This window comes from Streptomyces xanthochromogenes, assembly GCF_014650455.1.
Lineage (GTDB): Bacteria > Actinomycetota > Actinomycetes > Streptomycetales > Streptomycetaceae > Streptomyces > Streptomyces xanthochromogenes.
In genome coordinates, this window is sequence record NZ_BMUZ01000004.1 from 299,311 (window position 1) to 313,787 (window position 14,477).

Sequence of the window (14,477 nt, forward strand, 5' to 3'; positions counted from 1 at the left end):
ACCTGGCTCGGCGCAACCGCGCACGAGCGATACGGAGGAACACCATGAGGGTTCTGAGGCGACTGATGCTGCTGGCGGCAGTGACCGGTCTCGTGGCCGGGGGTACGTTGGCGAGCTCGCCCGCGTTCGCCGCGGCACCGCTGCTCAAGTCCAAGCTGAACGGGAAGTGTGCGGACATCTTCATGTTCCACCAGGAGAACGGCGCCTCCACGGTGACGTGGGACTGCACGGGCAACACCAACCAGCAGTGGCGCTGGGACGGCGAGCAGATCCGCTCCAACCTCAACGGAAAGTGCCTGGAGATCTACGCGTTCCATCCGGGCGACCAGGGCTCGGCGAGCATGTGGGACTGCGACGGCGGCATCAACCAGAAGTGGTTCCGCAACGGCGACGAGATCCGTAGCCGTATGAACGGCAAGTGCCTGGACATCCTCGGCGGCCGGCCCGAGAACGGCCAGCTCCTGGTGAGCTGGAGCTGCAACGGCGCGGCGAGCCAGGCCTGGGAGTTCTGACCACCGCCCCGGCCCGGCACCCCGCGTGCCGGGCCGGGCACGGCAGGGGGTGCCGTGCCCGGCCCGGCGCGCTCGCCGACGCCCGGTCCCGCGAGCCGCTACAGCACTCCCGCGTCCCGGGCCGCCCACAGCGAGGGGATGAGCGGGCGGTAGCCCAGCTCGTGCCGGATGCGGGTCGTCGACATCACGCCGTTCCAGGGGTCCGGGGTCTCCTTCTCGTACACCTGGGGCGGCACGGCCAGACCGTGGAACTGGAAGAGGTCGACCGTGGTGACCGGGGCGTCGTCGGCGATGTTGTACACGCCGTGCGCGCCGGGGGCGTACAGGAGTCGCCGCAGGCCCTGGGCCACGTCGAGGTGGTGGCCCATGTGCAGGCGCTGCATGGCCGGCCAGTCGGGTGCCCATCGCAGCGCGACGGACAGGTGCGGATCGCCGTCGCCGTAGACGAAGGGCAGCCGTCCGATGCGGAGGTCGTCGAGGCCGTCGAGCGCGCCGAGCGCTCGTTCCGCCTCCCCCTTGGACTCGGGGTAGGCCCCCCAGAGGTGGCCGCCCGGCACTGTTTCGTCGCTCTCGACCAGCGCCCTGCCCCGGCCCTCCCCGTATACGAGCCCGGTGCTGACCTGCACGAACCGGCGCACGCCGGAGGCGACGGCGGCCCGGCCCAGCTCGATGGCCGCGTCCCGGTTGACCGCGCGCGCCTCTTCGTCCGGCACTCCGCGGAACGCGGCGGCCACGTTCACGACCGCGTCCACGCCGTCCGCGGCCTTGCCCAGCACGTCCGTGTCCCGCAGATCGCCGACCACCACTTGGGCGCCGAGCTCGGCGAAGCGCTCGCCGCGCGCGCTGTCCCGCACCAGCACCCGCACCTCGTCACCGGGTGCCGCGTTCTGCAGCAGCCGCGGCACGAACCGCCGCCCGACCTGGCCCGTAGCGCCTGTCACCAATGTCAGCATGGCCGCCTCCTCGTTGTCGTAGCCGTGGCCCCAGCGTGCGGGCCCGGGGGGCCCGGCGGGAGAGACGCGGCTGTCCAGGGACCGGCTCTCCCTGGATACGAGTCCGGATCCGAGGGACCCTGACGGGGTGGACCGAATCGAACTCGCCGACTTCCTGCGCCGCGCACGCACCCGGCTGACCCCCTCCGACGTGGGCCTGAACGCGGGGCCGAGGCGTCGCACCCCGGGTCTGCGCCGCGAGGAGGTGGCACAGCTCGCGGGGATGTCGACGGACTACTACACGCGCCTCGAACAGCGCCGCGGCTCCCACCCGTCGCGGCAGATGCTGACCTCGCTCGCGCGTGCCCTGCGGCTGACGGATGTCGAGCGGGACCATCTGTTCCACCTGGCCGGTGAGGAGCCGCCGCGGCCGGGAGGCTCCTCGGGCCATGTCCGGCCCGGCCTGCTGATGATCCTCGACCGGCTGACCGATCTGCCCGCGTCGGTGCTGAGCGACTGGGGCGAGGTGCTTGCGCAGAACACGATGTCGGTGGCCCTCACCGGAGACCGCACCGGGACGAATCTGATCCGGCGCTGGTTCACGGCCCCCGGCACCCGGGCCCTGTTCCCGCCCGAGAACCACGAGCAGCACGCCCGCGCGCATGTGGCGAGCCTGCGGGCGGTCACCGCCGCGCGCCCCGGCGACCCGGGCCCGGCCGCACTCGTCGAAGAACTCCGCACGGCATCAAACGAGTTCGAGACGTACTGGCAGTCCCACGACGTCGTCGTGCGCCGCCCGTCGCCGAAGCGGTTCCTCCATCCGGTGGTGGGCACCCTCGACCTCGACTGCGAGGTGCTCCTCAGCGACGGGCAGGGTCAGCAGCTCATCGTGCATTCGGCGCGCCCGGGCACCGACACCGGTCAGCGGCTCGAACTACTGCGGGTCATAGGCGTCCAAGACCTGTCTCCCAGCTCATAGTTGACACTGCGTCACACAGACGGGGGCGCGGGATTCCGGGCGGTCCGTGGCGGCGCGGATCGACCCGGGCGCGGGCCAGGCGCTCGACCGCCCGAGCGAGGGCGCAGGGAAGCGGCACCGTCCGATGCGCGGTCGCGACGGTGCACTTCGACCGGCGTTCGCCGCGTTCAGCTGACATCCAGCCACGGTCTAGTATCAGCCGCGTCGCTATAGTATTTTATTTGCATCCACACGATAGCGATGCATGAGCGGTGGCTGTGACAGCCGGATGGGCGGGACGGCGTTGGTTGATCAACTGGCGGATGGGACAGGGCAAGTGACGCCCACGTCTGGGCGAGTCCTGGTGACCACGGGATGGCTGGGTCCCGGGGACGAAGTGGACCGCTATCTGATCGGGGCCGGGCTGGAGGTCGTCCACGGTTCCGTCCGGGAGCGCGGTGGCGCCTCCCTGTCGGACCTGGTGGGCCCCGTGGACGCGATCGTCGCGGGGACCGAACCCTTCGGCAAGGAGGTGTTCGAGGCGGCGCCCCGGCTCAGGGTGGTGGGACGTACGGGTGTCGGCTACGACAACATCGACGTGGCGGCCGCCACCGCCCATGGTGTGGCGGTCTGCCCGACACCCGGGGTCAATCGGCAGTCCGTCGCCGAGCACACGATGGGGCTGCTCCTGAGCCTCGCACGCGGGATCGCGCAGAACGTCGCGTCCGTCCGCGCGGGTGGCTGGGACCAGTCCGGCGGACGGGAGTTGGCGGGCGCGACGCTCGGCGTCGTCGGGCTCGGCGCGATCGGCCGGCTGGTGGCCCACTTGGCGCAGGCCTTCGGCATGCGGGTCGTCGCACACGACCCGTTCATCGACCGGGAGTACGCGGCCGAGCACGGCATCGGCGTGCTCGGACTGCCGCAGCTGCTGGCCGAGTCCGACTTCGTCACCCTGCATCTCTTCCTCAGCCCCGAGACCCACCACTTGCTGGACGCGAAGGCGTTCGCCCTGATGAAGCCCAGCGCCTTCGTCATCAACACCGCGCGCGGAGGCATAGTCGACGAGGAGGCCCTCGCCGACGCGCTCGCCTCCGGCAGGCTCGCGGGCGCCGCGATGGACACCGTGCAGACGGAACCCCTGCCGTCGGACAGCCCGTTGCGCTCCTTCGACAACGTCCTGGTGACCGCGCACATAGGCGCGGCCACCGTCGAGTCGCGGGCGCGCTCGGGGATGACGGCCGCCCGCTCGGTGGTGACCGTCCTTCGCGGCGAGCGCTCCGAGCACACCGTCAACCCCGAGTACGCCGAGCCCGCCGATCGGGCACGGCCGCGAGAGGCGCAGCGGCGGTGACCCCGGCGACGACGACATGGCGCTGGGCCGCGAACCTCAAGTGGCTCTTCACGGAGCTGGACTTCGAGGCGCGCTTCGACGCGGCAGCGGCGGCCGGTTTCGCGGGCGTGGAGTTCCCGTCTCCTTACGGCTGGGCCGTCGGCCTCCTGCGCGGGCGACTGCGCGACGCGGGGCTGACCCAGGTACTCATCAACACTCCCATGGGCGAGCCCGGGACGCCGACCCGCTCGGGGCTGGCCTGCATCCCCGGCCTGGAGGGCGAGTTCCGGACCGGAGTCGAGCGCGGTCTGGAGTACGCGACCGAGCTGGGCTGCGGCCTGTTGCACGTCGTCGGCGGCATCGTGCCCGACGGTGTGAGCCGTGACCGGGCGTTCGCGCGGTACGTCACCAACATCGGGTGGGCCGCGGAACGGGCCCGGGGAACCGGAATCCGGATCGTGCTGGAAGCGCAGAACAAGCGCGACTGCCCCGGGTTCGTCCTGGAGTCCCAGGAGCAGGCGGCCGCGGTGGCGGAGGCCGTCGGCGACGAACACGTGGGCCTGCTGCTCGACTTCTACCACCTGCAGATCGACGAGGGGGACCTGATCGGCACGTACCGCCGTGTCCAGGACCGGGTGCGGCACCTCCAACTCGCGGACGTTCCGGGGCGCCACGAGCCGGGGACCGGAGAGATCGGCTGGCGCGCCGTGCTCCGGGCCGTCGCCGACTCCGGATACCAGGGCTGGATCGGCTGCGAGTACGCACCGGCCGGCGGGACCGCGGCGGGTCTGGACTGGATGCGGCACGTCGGGGAGGCGGCGGCATGACCGGACCCCGGATCGCGCTGATCAGTGCCGTGGCCGGGGCGATGGCCCCGGCCGCCGAGGCACTGGGCACGGGCTTCCCCGAGGCGGAGCTGTGGCACCTCCTGGACGACCGGCTCCTGTCGGACGCGGACGGGCCCGCCGGTCTGAGCGGCTCGCTGCGCGCCCGGATGCGTCGCCTCGTCGAGCACGCGGTGGCCGGAGGCGCCGATGCCGTTCTGCTGACCTGTTCGCTCTACGGGGTGGTGGCACAGGAGCTGGACGCTGTGAGCGCGGTTCCGGTCCTGGCTCCGGACCGAGCGGCGTTCGAGCTGCTGACGACGGGCGGGCACCAACACGTCCTGGTGATCGCCTCGCTGGAGGCGGCGCTCCAGGACTCCACGGACCGGCTGCGCGTCGCTCTGGCCCGGCACGCACCGGAAGCGGGCAGCCGGGTGTCCGGGGTCGTGGTGCCCGGAGCCCTCACGGCGGCGGGGGACATCGAGGACCTGGTGCGGGTGCTGGCCGCGGCGGCGTCCGAGCCGGCCGCCACGGCCGACGCCGTCTTCCTCGCCCAGTACTCGCTGGCCCCGGCGGCCCGCGCACTCGCGGTGGCCCTGGGGGTGCCGGTGGTGTCCGGTCCGACGAGTGCCGCGCATGCGTTGCGCGCGCTCCTGAAGGGCGACTGAGCGGCTCGTAGGCCGGCCGGCGGCCATGCCCGTCACCGGCACGGCTCCGCCCGCATCGCCCCGGTGCGCCTCCCCCGCGTCGCCCTGGCACGCCTTCCCCGCGTCGCCTCAAGCCGGCGCGCCCGCGCCCGCGTCCACGTCTTCACCGCGATCCCTCCTCCACGGCCCGCTTGCGGGTCAACTCCCCTGCGAACAGAGAGGTTTGGCGTGGCCCCCTCATCTGACGTCGGTCTGCTGGTCACCGGCTTCGTCGGCATTGTCATCGTCGTCCTGCTGATCACGACACCGTTGAAGGTCCACCCGTTCCTGGCGCTGGTGATCGGCGCGCTCGGAATCGGGCTCGTCGCCGGCGAAGCGCCCGCGGCCGTCGTCCGGTCCGTCACCACGGGGGCCGGCGGCACCCTGGGGCAGACGGGCCTGATCCTGGTGCTCGGCACCATCCTCGGCACCGTACTCGCCGAGTCCGGTGCCATCGGGCGGCTGGCCACCACACTGACCCGGGGCCGCTCGCTGCGCACCATCCCGTGGATGGTGAGCCTGCTGGCCCTGATCGTGGCGCTCCCCCTCTTCTTCGAGGTGGCCCTCGCGGTGCTCCTTCCGCTCCTGTTCAGCATCGCCAGAGAGGTCGAGACCTCGCTCCTGGACAGCGAAGGCCGCGACGCGAAGGGCCGGAGGACCTCGCCCTACCTGCTCGTCGGCGTCCCGGCCCTCGGCACCGTCGCCTCGGTCCACGCGCTGGTGCCACCCCATCCGGGGCCGACCGCCGCGGCGACGGCCGTCCACGCCGATGTGGGTACCGTCATCGCGTACGGGCTGCCGATCGCCGTCATCACGATGGTGGTCTCCGGGCAGTTCCTCGCCGGCCCGATCGCGCGCCGGATGTTCCCGGTGCCACCGCCCAGACTGGTCGAGCAGTTCGCGCTCAAGGAGACCGACGACCGGACACCCCCCGGCATCGCCCTGTCGGTCGTGCCCGTGGTGCTTCCGCTGATCCTGGTCGTGGGCCAGTCGGTGGTCACCGTCGGCGACTGGAAGGGGAGTTGGGCCGACGCGGTCGCCTTCGTCGGCCAGCCGGTCGTCGCCCTGCTCATCGCGGTGCTCATCGCCGTCGCAGGGCTCGGCTGGGCGCGGGGAGTACGCGGTCAGCAGCTGAAGGGGCAGGTCGACGACAGCATCGCGGCCATCGCCCCGATCCTGCTCATCATCGGCGGGGGCGGCGCCCTGAGCGGTGTCATGGTGGACTCCGGGATCGGCAGGGCGATCGCCCACCTCACCCACGGCCTGGGCATCTCTCCGCTGATCCTGGCGTGGCTGATCGCGGCTCTGATCCGGCTCTCGGTCGGCTCCGCGACGGTCGCCATCATCACCGCGTCCGGCATCGTCGCGCCCATCGTGGCCGACAGCCCGGGGCTGCACCCGGCGCTGGTCGTCCTCGCCCTCGGCTGCGGCTCGATCATCTTCCCGCACATCAACAACGCGGCTTCCTGGCAGGTCAAGGAGAGCTTCGGCATGTCCCTGAAGGACATGTTCCAGAGCTTCACGGTGATCGAGACCACCGTGTCGGTGCTCGGCCTCGGCTGCGTACTCGCCGCGTCCGCCCTCATCCAGTGACCGGCCGACGACGGCCGGTGAGACGGAAGGAACGAATCAACATGATCGGCGTGATCGCCGACGACGTCACCGGTGGCACCGACGTCGCGGCCGCCCTGCGACGCCAGGGACTGCGTACCCAGCTCTGCTTCGGCTTGCCCGCCGGGCTCCCGGCGCGCTATCCCGCCGACGCCACGGTGATCTCCCTCAAGACGCGAACGTCCCCTGTGCTGGAGGCAGTTGAGGAAAGCAGGGCCGCCGCCCGGTGGCTCATCCGTTCCGGAGCCGGTCAGCTGTACTTCAAGTACTGCTCCACCTTCGACTCCACCGACCGGGGCAACATCGGCCCGGTCCTGGACGCGCTCGGCGAGGAGGTGGCCGACGGCCGCCCCGTCGTCACCACGCCGAGCTCCCCGGAACACGGCCGCACCCAGTACCAGGGCTACCTCTTCGTGGACGGCGTCCTGCTCGCCGAGTCCCCCATGCGCCACCACCCCCTCACCCCCATGCGGGACTCCTACCTCCCGCGGCTGCTCGACGCCCAGTCGGCACACACGGGCTGCGCGGTTCTCGACCACACCGTCGTCGCGGGAGGATCCGACCGGATCGCGGCCGCCCTCCGCCAACACGCGGGCCACACGCGGTACTTGCTCGCGGACGCGCTCACCGATGCCGACCTGTACGCGATCGCGCGGGCCTGCGTCGAACTGCCGCTGCTCGCGGGGGCGGCCGGGCTTGGCGGAGCACTCGCCAAGGTGCACGCCGAGCGGATCCCCTCCCTACGGGACGCCCCGGCATCTCCGGCGCCGCGTCCGGAGGGACCCGCCGTCGCCCTCGCCGGAAGCTGCTCCCGGCGCACCCTGGAACAGATCGACGTCATGCGCTCGGCGGGCCGCCCCGTCCATCCGCTCGACCCCCTGGCCGAGCAGGACCCGGACCGGCTCGCCGGGCAGGCGCTGGCTTGGTACGACGGGCTCGGCAGCGACGCATCCGCGGCGGGAGCACTGATCCACTCCTCGATGCCGCCCCCGGCACTGCGTGCCGTGCAGGACGCCCTCGGCGCGGACCGGGCCGCTTCGATCCTGGAGAGCACGCTCGGCCGCATCGCCACGGGGCTGGCCGCGCGCGGGGTGACTCGGATCGTCGTCGCCGGAGGGGAGACGTCCGGCGCGGTCGTCACGGCCCTCGGCATCGAAGGCGGGCAGGTGGGCGCCGAAGCCGCCCGGGGAGTCCCGTGGATCCACACCGCCGCCGGACTCAACGTCCTTCTCAAGTCGGGGAACTTCGGCGAAAGGGACCTGCTGCTCACCGCCACGGCTGCGGGAGCCACCACCGGACGGACCCGCGCATGACGTGCTCCGAACGGACCGCCGCGGGCGAGGACATCGTGCGGACCGCACGTTCGCTGTTCTCCCGCCGTCTCACCCACGGCCGCACCGGCAACCTCTCCGTGTGCATCCCGCAGGGCATCCTGGTGACTCCCACCGGATCAAGCTTCGGCACGGTCACCGTGGGCCAGCTCTCCCTGATCGACGCCCAGGGCCGCCATCTCGACGGCCCACCGCCTTCCAAGGAGGCCGCGCTGCACGCGGCGGTGCTGCGCGCCCGGCCCACCGCACGGGCCGTCGTCCACACCCACTCCACCCATGCGGCGGCCGTCTCCTGTCTCGCCGAGCTCGACCCCGAGAGCGCCCTGCCACCCCTGACCGCCTACTTCGCCCTGCGCGTCGGCCGCCTCCCGCTCCTCCCGTACTACGCACCGGGCGACGGGCACCTGGCGGACGCGGCAGAGCAGGCGGCCCGGTTCGGACACGCCGTCCTCCTACGCAATCACGGACCCGTAGTCGCCGGCCGCGACCTGGCGACGGCCCTGGACGCGCTGGAGGAACTGGAGGAGACGGCCCGGCTCTTCCTGCTGCTGCGCGGCATGCCGACCCGGCCGCTCACCGAGGCCGAGCAGGCCGCCCTCACGCCACCCGCGTAGCTCGTGGCCCAGCTCCGCACCAACGCCGCCGCACCCGTCGACCGGACGGCGGCCCCGAGAGAAGGAAGCGAACACATCGTGCGCGACAGCATCCGCCCCGCCGACTCCGCGAAGCCCCAGAACGGACCCGCCCGGCAATCCGTCACCCTCTTCAGCGCCCTGGCCGTGCGCAAGGCCCTGGACGAGGTCGTGCTGCCCGACTTCACCCGGCGGACCGGGGTGGCCGTGAGCGCCGTGTTCGATCCCACGGTCCAGCTCGTGCGCCGGATCGACGCGGGTGACCCGTTCGACGTCCTGATCGGCGTCACCGACTCGTTCCACCCGCTCGTGGAACGCGGCTTGCTGGACCCCACTACACGAACCTCCTTGGCTCGTACGGGAGTTGGCCTGGCCGTCCCCTTCGGAGCGCCGCGCCCGGACATCAGCACGCGCGCCGCCCTCGTCGCGACGCTGCGGGCCGCCCGCAGCGTCGCCTACTCACGGACCGGCGCGAGCGGCCTGTACTTCGCCCAACTCCTGGACGACCTGGGCATCGCCGAGGAGATCAACGCCAGGGCGACCATCATCGAGAAGGGCTTCATCGCCGAGGCCGTGGTCGACGGGCGGGCCGACATAGCCGTCCAGCAGTTGAGTGAGCTGCTCTTCGTCCCCCGGGCGGACATCGCGGGACCACTTCCCGAAGAAGTGCAGCACTACAGCCACTTCTCGGCGATCCTGAGCACCGGCTCCGCAGGCTCCACCGCGGCCCGCTCGCTGCTGGCCCACCTGCGCGGACCACTCGCCGCCGAGGCCTACGCGGACACCCTGCTCGAAGCGGTTGCCGAAGGCCGGGGCTGAGCACCCGGGGGCCGGCGCTCCCCGCCCCCCCGATTCCCCGTTGCGCCGGGCCCGGCGTGTGGCGGTCTCAGTGCGTGCCGGGTTCCAGAATCCGGGCCTTCGCCTCGGCGAGGTGACGGCGCATCAGCTCTGCCGCGCCTTCCGCGTCCCGGCGCTCCAGGGCCTGATGGATCAGGCGGTGCTCCCCCGCCGCGTGCGCGGCGCCGGTCCGGCCGCGCTTGCTGAACATCCGGAAGCGCTGCACATGGCCGCCGAGCGCGAGCAGCGCCTGTTCGAGGAAGGGGTTACCGCTCTGGGCGGCGATCAGCCGGTGGAAGGCGTCGTCGGCCCGCCAGTAGTGCTGGAACCCCTCGGTGCGGGTGTCGGCACTCGACGCCGAGCCGTCCAGCTCGTCGACCGCGGCACCCAGCGTTTCGAGGAACTCGGGTGTGGCCCGAAGCCCGGCCTCCAGCGTCAGGGCGGGTTCGAGTACCGCCCGGGCCTCGAAGAGCTTGCCGATCTCGCGGTCGCTCAGCGCATCGGCGACCCGGTAGCCCTTGAGGGCCTCGCGCCGCACCAGGCCGGTGTGCTCAAGGCGGGCCAGCGCCTCACGCAACGGGGTCTGGCTGACGTCGAGTTCACGCGAGAGCGCACCGATGTTCAGCGGCGAACCCGCGACCCTCTCACCGGCGATGAACTGATCGAGCAGCACCTTGTACATACGATCGGCAAGGGGCTCACGTACGGGACCGGACTTCGTCGACACCATCATCCTCGCGCGATTCGTACAGGATCAGTCTCAGTGATGTGCAAAAGACATGAATCATATACCCGAGATCCTTTCCGCATCGCGGCACGTCGACGGCCCGGACGGGGAGCTCCGTACGCGGGCGGTCACGGCACCATCCAGCCCAGTACGGATGTGGACTGGAGCCAGGCGAGGACGCACAGGACGGTGAGGACGGCCAGGCTCCAGCCGATCACCTTGCGCAGGACGTCCCCCTCACGGCCGGTCAGTCCCACGGCCCCGGCGGCGATGACGAGGTTCTGCATCGCGGCGGCCTTGCCCTGTACCCCGCCGGTGCTGTTGGTGGCCGCCGCGAGCAGCGGGGAGATGCCGACGTGCTGGGCCGCGGTCACCTGCATCGCCCCGAACAGGGCGTTGGAGGAGGTGTCGGAGCCGGTGAGGGCCACCCCGAACCAACCGAGCAGCCCGGACAGCAGGGCGAAGAGCCGGCCCGCACCGGCGAGCCATACGCCGAGCGACACGGCCATCCCGGCCAGGTTCATGACGTAGGAGAGAGCGAGGACGCAGCTGACGGTGAGGGCGGCCCAGCGGATCTGCCGCAGGGCTTCGCCGTAGCAGCGCAGCGCACGCCGGGCGGGCACCCGCAGCACCCACGCGCTCACGACTCCCGTGAGGAGCAGCAGCGTTCCGGCCGCGCCGAGCCAGCCGAAGTCGAAGGTGGCGATGGCCACCGGTCGCCCGCTCGCGCTCACCACGTGCAGTCCGGGCCAGATGAAGGACACGTCCTGGGCGTCGACGAACCGTGCGACGGGGCCGTCGTAGGAGACGAGGGAGAAGAGGAGCGTGAGCAGCGCGTAGGGGAAGTAGGCGCGGAGCACTTCGCGGCGGTGATCGACGGGCGGAACCGGGGCGCTGGGCACGTCGGCGACGGGCGGGGGCACCAGGGGCGCCGCGGCGGCGAGGGCGAAAGCCGGCTCCGGCTCCGGTTGCGCGGGGAGGCGGGGCGCGACGGGCGCGCGGCTCCCGGCGCCGGGACCGGGGTCCGGAGGGTGCGGCGGGCGGCGCACGCGCAGCACCAGGATGACCGCGCCGGCCGAGACGAGCGCGGCCACGAGGTCGGTGAGCTGGTAGGCCAGGTGGTTGGAGCACAGGTACTGCCCCGCGCCGAAGCCCGCTCCCGCGGCGAGGGCGATCGGCCACAGCTCGCGCAGTCCGCGGCGGCCGTCGAGGATGAAGAGGAGGACGAACGGCACCAGGGAGGCGATCACCGCGGACTGCCGTCCCACCATGGCGCCCAGTTCCGCGGCGGGGTACGAGGTCACCTTGGCGAGTGCCTGAATGGGGTTGCCCACCGAACCAAATGCGGCGGGCGCGGTGTTGGCGAAGGTGGCGATCGCCGCGGCCTTCAGCGGCGGCTGCCCGAGGCCCACCAGAATGACCGAGGTGACGGCGATGGGAGTGCCGAATCCGGAGAGCGATTCGATCATCGCCCCGAAGCAGAAGGCGATGAGGACGGCCTGGATGCGAGGGTCGTCGGAGAGCCGGGCGAAGCTACGGCTGATGACGGCGTCGTGCCCGGAGGCGCGCTGGAGGCGGTTGATCCACACGGCGCCGAGCACGATCCACACGATCGGGAAGAGGCCGAAGGCGGCACCCTCGGTCGCGCCGAGGGCCGCCTGTCCGGCCGGCATTCCGTAGACGGCGACGGCGGTCACGACAGCGGTGGTGAGCCCTGCGAGGGCCGCCCAGTACGCCTTGACGCGCAGGACGCCGAGCAGCACGAGCAGTACGAGGAGCGGGGTCGCGGCGAGGAGTGCGGTGAGGGCAGGGTGGTCCAAGGGGTCGGTGATCTGGCGATACACGGAGTTCTCGCTTTCTGCGGCCGGGAAGGAGGTGGCGGCAAGAACGCTCGATCCGTCTGCGGAGGGACACGCAGACACACAGACACGGTCATTGATTCCGCATCGCGGAACAATGCTTCCGATTGGTGTCACAGCTTGAGAGCACTCCGGAACTTCGTCAAGGGGTCAGGTCAACAACTCCCCCCGAGCGGACTGGAGTTGGCGTTCCCCAGTGCATGGCCGAGGCGTTCCGCCGCCACCACCACCATGGCCGCGAACTGCGCACCGGAGGCATCGGTCATCCGGCTGGTCGGCACGTTCACGCTCAGGCTCGCCACCGGCAGGCCGTCGACACCGAGCACCGCCGCCGCGACGGCCGACACGTCCGCGCGCCACTCACCGCTGTTGATCGCGTAACCGCGGCGTCGCACCTCGGCGAGTTCGGCGCGCAGCCGGTCGGGATCGGTGATGGTCGTTGCCGTGAACTCGGCCAGTTCGCGCACCAGTTGGCGCTCCAGTGTCGCGACGGGGCCGGCGGCGAGGATCGCCTTCCCGTTGGCCGAGGCGTGTACGGGCAGGTCCTGGCCCAGCGGCAGCACGATGCGCACCGGCTGGCTGGTCTCAAGACGCTCGATGAGGACGACCCGATCACCCTCCGGCACGGCCAGGTGGACGGTCTCCCCGCACTGTCGGCGCAGCTCCTCCATCACCGGCACCGCCGCGTCCCGCAGCCCCAGTTCACCAGTGGCACGCCGGCCCACGTACAGGGCCTTGGCGGTGACCGCCCAGCGGGTCGGCGTTCCGGCCGCCGGGCGGATCCAGCCCGCTTCGTGCAGCGTGAGCAGGCTGCGCTGCACCGAGCTCTTGGGCAGCTCCATGGCGCGGGCGAGCTCGGCCACGCCGATCGGCTGCCGCTCGGCGATCTCCTCCAGCGCCCTGAGCGCATTGAGCACGTTCTGCATCCTTGACTCCCCTTGGACGACGACCCTACGCTCGTGCGTGCCATGGAACGGTACGCTGTGCCGCTGAACGGCACAATGCCTCAAGGGGAGTTGGCCGATGCCATCCCGAACAGGACGTCATTTCCTGCAGATCCCCGGCCCCACCAACATTCCCGACCGCGTGCAACGAGCCATCGCGGCGCCGACCATCGACCATCGCGGCCCCGAGTTCGCGGAGCTGATGCTCCGTCTCCTTCCGCTCCTTGAAGCGGTGTTCGGCACCAGGGGTCCCGTCGTCATCTATCCCGCATCGGGTACGGGTGCCTGGGAGGCGGCACTGGTCAACACCCTCAGTCAGGGCGACCGCGTGCTCTGCTTCGAGACCGGCCACTTCGCGACGCTCTGGCACCGCATGGCGCGCTCGCTGGGCCTCGACGTCGACCTCGTACCCGGCGACTGGAGGCACGGCGCCGACCCCGAGGCGCTTCGGCTGCGCCTGGCCGCCGACCCCCGGCACACCATCAAGGCCGTCTGCGTCGTGCACAACGAAACGTCCACCGGCGTGACCAGCCGCGTCCAGGAGCTGCGGCGCGCCCTCGACGAGGCCGGACACCCCGCCCTGTTGCTCGTCGACACCGTCTCCTCGCTGGCCTGCATCGACTACCGGCATGACGAGTGGGGTGTCGACGTGACCGTGGCCGGGTCGCAGAAGGGGCTCATGCTGCCGCCGGGCCTCGGGTTCAACGCGATCGGCGAACGTGCCCTCGCCGCGGCGAGGACGGCCCGCCTGCCGAAGTCCTTCTGGGACTGGCAGCCGGTGCTCGACGCCAACGAACACGGCTTTTTCCCGCACACCCCCGCCACCAACCTGCTGTACGGCCTCGACGAAGCCCTGCACATGCTTCGCGAGGAGGGCCTCCCCGAGGTGTTCGCCCGCCATGCCCGGCACGCCGCCGCGACCCGAACCGCCGTTGAGGGGTGGGGACTTGAGGTGCTGTGTCTCGATTCCCGGGAGCACTCGGGGTCCCTCACGGCCGTGCTCCTTCCCGAGGCGCACGACGCCGACAAGGTCCGTGAGGTCATCCTCGACCGCTTCGACATGTCACTGGGCGCGGGACTCGGCCGTCTTGCCGGACGTGTCTTCCGCATCGGGCATCTGGGCCACCTCAACGACCTCACCCTGGCGGGTGCTCTGGCCGGCGTGCAGATGGGTCTCCAGCTCGCAGGCGTCCCCGTCCCGTCGGCCGGGCTCGATGCGGCACTGGACGTGCTGCGTGCCGGGTGACCGGTGCCGCACGTCCGCCCACCCCGCACCTCACCAAGGACCCGAAGA

General features: G+C 71.7%; 14 protein-coding genes. 10 read left to right on the forward strand and 4 right to left on the reverse strand.

The annotated features are described in order from the left end of the window. Window positions 1–44: 44 nt before the first annotated feature. Window positions 45–512 (forward strand): RICIN domain-containing protein, encoded by a 468-nt coding sequence (locus IE267_RS12335; protein ID WP_189763210.1) that lies wholly within the window; start codon window positions 45–47, stop codon window positions 510–512. Between the two features lie 98 nt (window positions 513–610). Here the strand turns inward: IE267_RS12335 and IE267_RS12340 are convergent, their stop codons facing one another. Continuing rightward, the gene (locus tag IE267_RS12340; RefSeq protein ID WP_189763211.1) at window positions 611–1,465 is read right to left on the reverse strand and encodes an NAD-dependent epimerase/dehydratase family protein; all 855 of its coding nucleotides are present in this window, start codon (window positions 1,463–1,465) and stop codon (window positions 611–613) included. Window positions 1,466–1,592: 127 nt separating this feature from the next. On the opposite strand from IE267_RS12340, the gene IE267_RS12345 reads away from it, so the two are divergent. The 8 genes from IE267_RS12345 to IE267_RS12380 all read left to right on the forward strand — a co-directional run bounded on the left by IE267_RS12345 (window position 1,593) and on the right by IE267_RS12380 (window position 9,635). Further along, the gene (locus tag IE267_RS12345; protein WP_189763212.1) at window positions 1,593–2,423 is read left to right on the forward strand and encodes a helix-turn-helix transcriptional regulator; all 831 of its coding nucleotides are present in this window, start codon (window positions 1,593–1,595) and stop codon (window positions 2,421–2,423) included. Window positions 2,424–2,766: 343 nt separating this feature from the next. Beyond that, on the forward strand, window positions 2,767–3,753 hold the full coding sequence (locus tag IE267_RS12350; RefSeq protein WP_229861051.1) for a phosphoglycerate dehydrogenase: 987 nt from the start codon (window positions 2,767–2,769) through the stop codon (window positions 3,751–3,753). Continuing rightward, window positions 3,750–4,559: a hydroxypyruvate isomerase family protein gene (locus tag IE267_RS12355; protein WP_167161952.1), complete on the forward strand. Its 810-nt coding sequence runs from the start codon at window positions 3,750–3,752 to the stop codon at window positions 4,557–4,559. The genes IE267_RS12350 and IE267_RS12355 overlap by 4 nt, the downstream gene beginning before the upstream one ends. After that, the gene (locus IE267_RS12360) at window positions 4,556–5,224 is read left to right on the forward strand and encodes an aspartate/glutamate racemase family protein (protein WP_189763213.1); all 669 of its coding nucleotides are present in this window, start codon (window positions 4,556–4,558) and stop codon (window positions 5,222–5,224) included. The genes IE267_RS12355 and IE267_RS12360 overlap by 4 nt, the downstream gene beginning before the upstream one ends. A 207-nt stretch (window positions 5,225–5,431) precedes the next feature. Further along, complete coding sequence (locus IE267_RS12365; protein WP_189763214.1) at window positions 5,432–6,835, forward strand: GntT/GntP/DsdX family permease; 1,404 nt, start codon at window positions 5,432–5,434, stop codon at window positions 6,833–6,835. Window positions 6,836–6,876: 41 nt separating this feature from the next. Further along, complete coding sequence (otnK, locus tag IE267_RS12370; protein WP_189763215.1) at window positions 6,877–8,166, forward strand: 3-oxo-tetronate kinase; 1,290 nt, start codon at window positions 6,877–6,879, stop codon at window positions 8,164–8,166. After that, entirely contained in the window at window positions 8,163–8,798 is a 636-nt protein-coding gene (gene otnC / locus IE267_RS12375; RefSeq protein WP_189763216.1) for a 3-oxo-tetronate 4-phosphate decarboxylase, read from the forward strand. The genes otnK and otnC overlap by 4 nt, the downstream gene beginning before the upstream one ends. 78 nt (window positions 8,799–8,876) lie before the next feature. Continuing rightward, window positions 8,877–9,635 carry a substrate-binding domain-containing protein gene (locus IE267_RS12380; protein WP_229861053.1) on the forward strand — a complete coding sequence of 253 codons (759 nt, stop codon included), beginning with the start codon at window positions 8,877–8,879 and terminating at the stop codon, window positions 9,633–9,635. A 67-nt stretch (window positions 9,636–9,702) separates the two neighbouring features. Here IE267_RS12380 and IE267_RS12385 read toward each other — a convergent pair whose 3' ends face one another. The 3 genes from IE267_RS12385 to IE267_RS12395 all read right to left on the reverse strand — a co-directional run bounded on the left by IE267_RS12385 (window position 9,703) and on the right by IE267_RS12395 (window position 13,165). Then, window positions 9,703–10,386 carry a GntR family transcriptional regulator gene (locus IE267_RS12385; protein ID WP_308428804.1) on the reverse strand — a complete coding sequence of 228 codons (684 nt, stop codon included), beginning with the start codon at window positions 10,384–10,386 and terminating at the stop codon, window positions 9,703–9,705. A gap of 122 nt (window positions 10,387–10,508) precedes the next feature. Beyond that, window positions 10,509–12,224, reverse strand: coding sequence for an L-lactate permease (locus IE267_RS12390; protein WP_189763217.1), 1,716 nt, complete (start codon window positions 12,222–12,224; stop codon window positions 10,509–10,511). A gap of 170 nt (window positions 12,225–12,394) precedes the next feature. Continuing rightward, window positions 12,395–13,165: an IclR family transcriptional regulator gene (locus IE267_RS12395; RefSeq protein WP_189763218.1), complete on the reverse strand. Its 771-nt coding sequence runs from the start codon at window positions 13,163–13,165 to the stop codon at window positions 12,395–12,397. A 97-nt stretch (window positions 13,166–13,262) separates the two neighbouring features. Between IE267_RS12395 and IE267_RS12400 the strand changes: the two genes are divergently transcribed. Next, window positions 13,263–14,429: a pyridoxal-phosphate-dependent aminotransferase family protein gene (locus tag IE267_RS12400; protein WP_189763219.1), complete on the forward strand. Its 1,167-nt coding sequence runs from the start codon at window positions 13,263–13,265 to the stop codon at window positions 14,427–14,429. The last annotated feature ends 48 nt before the right edge of the window (window positions 14,430–14,477 follow it).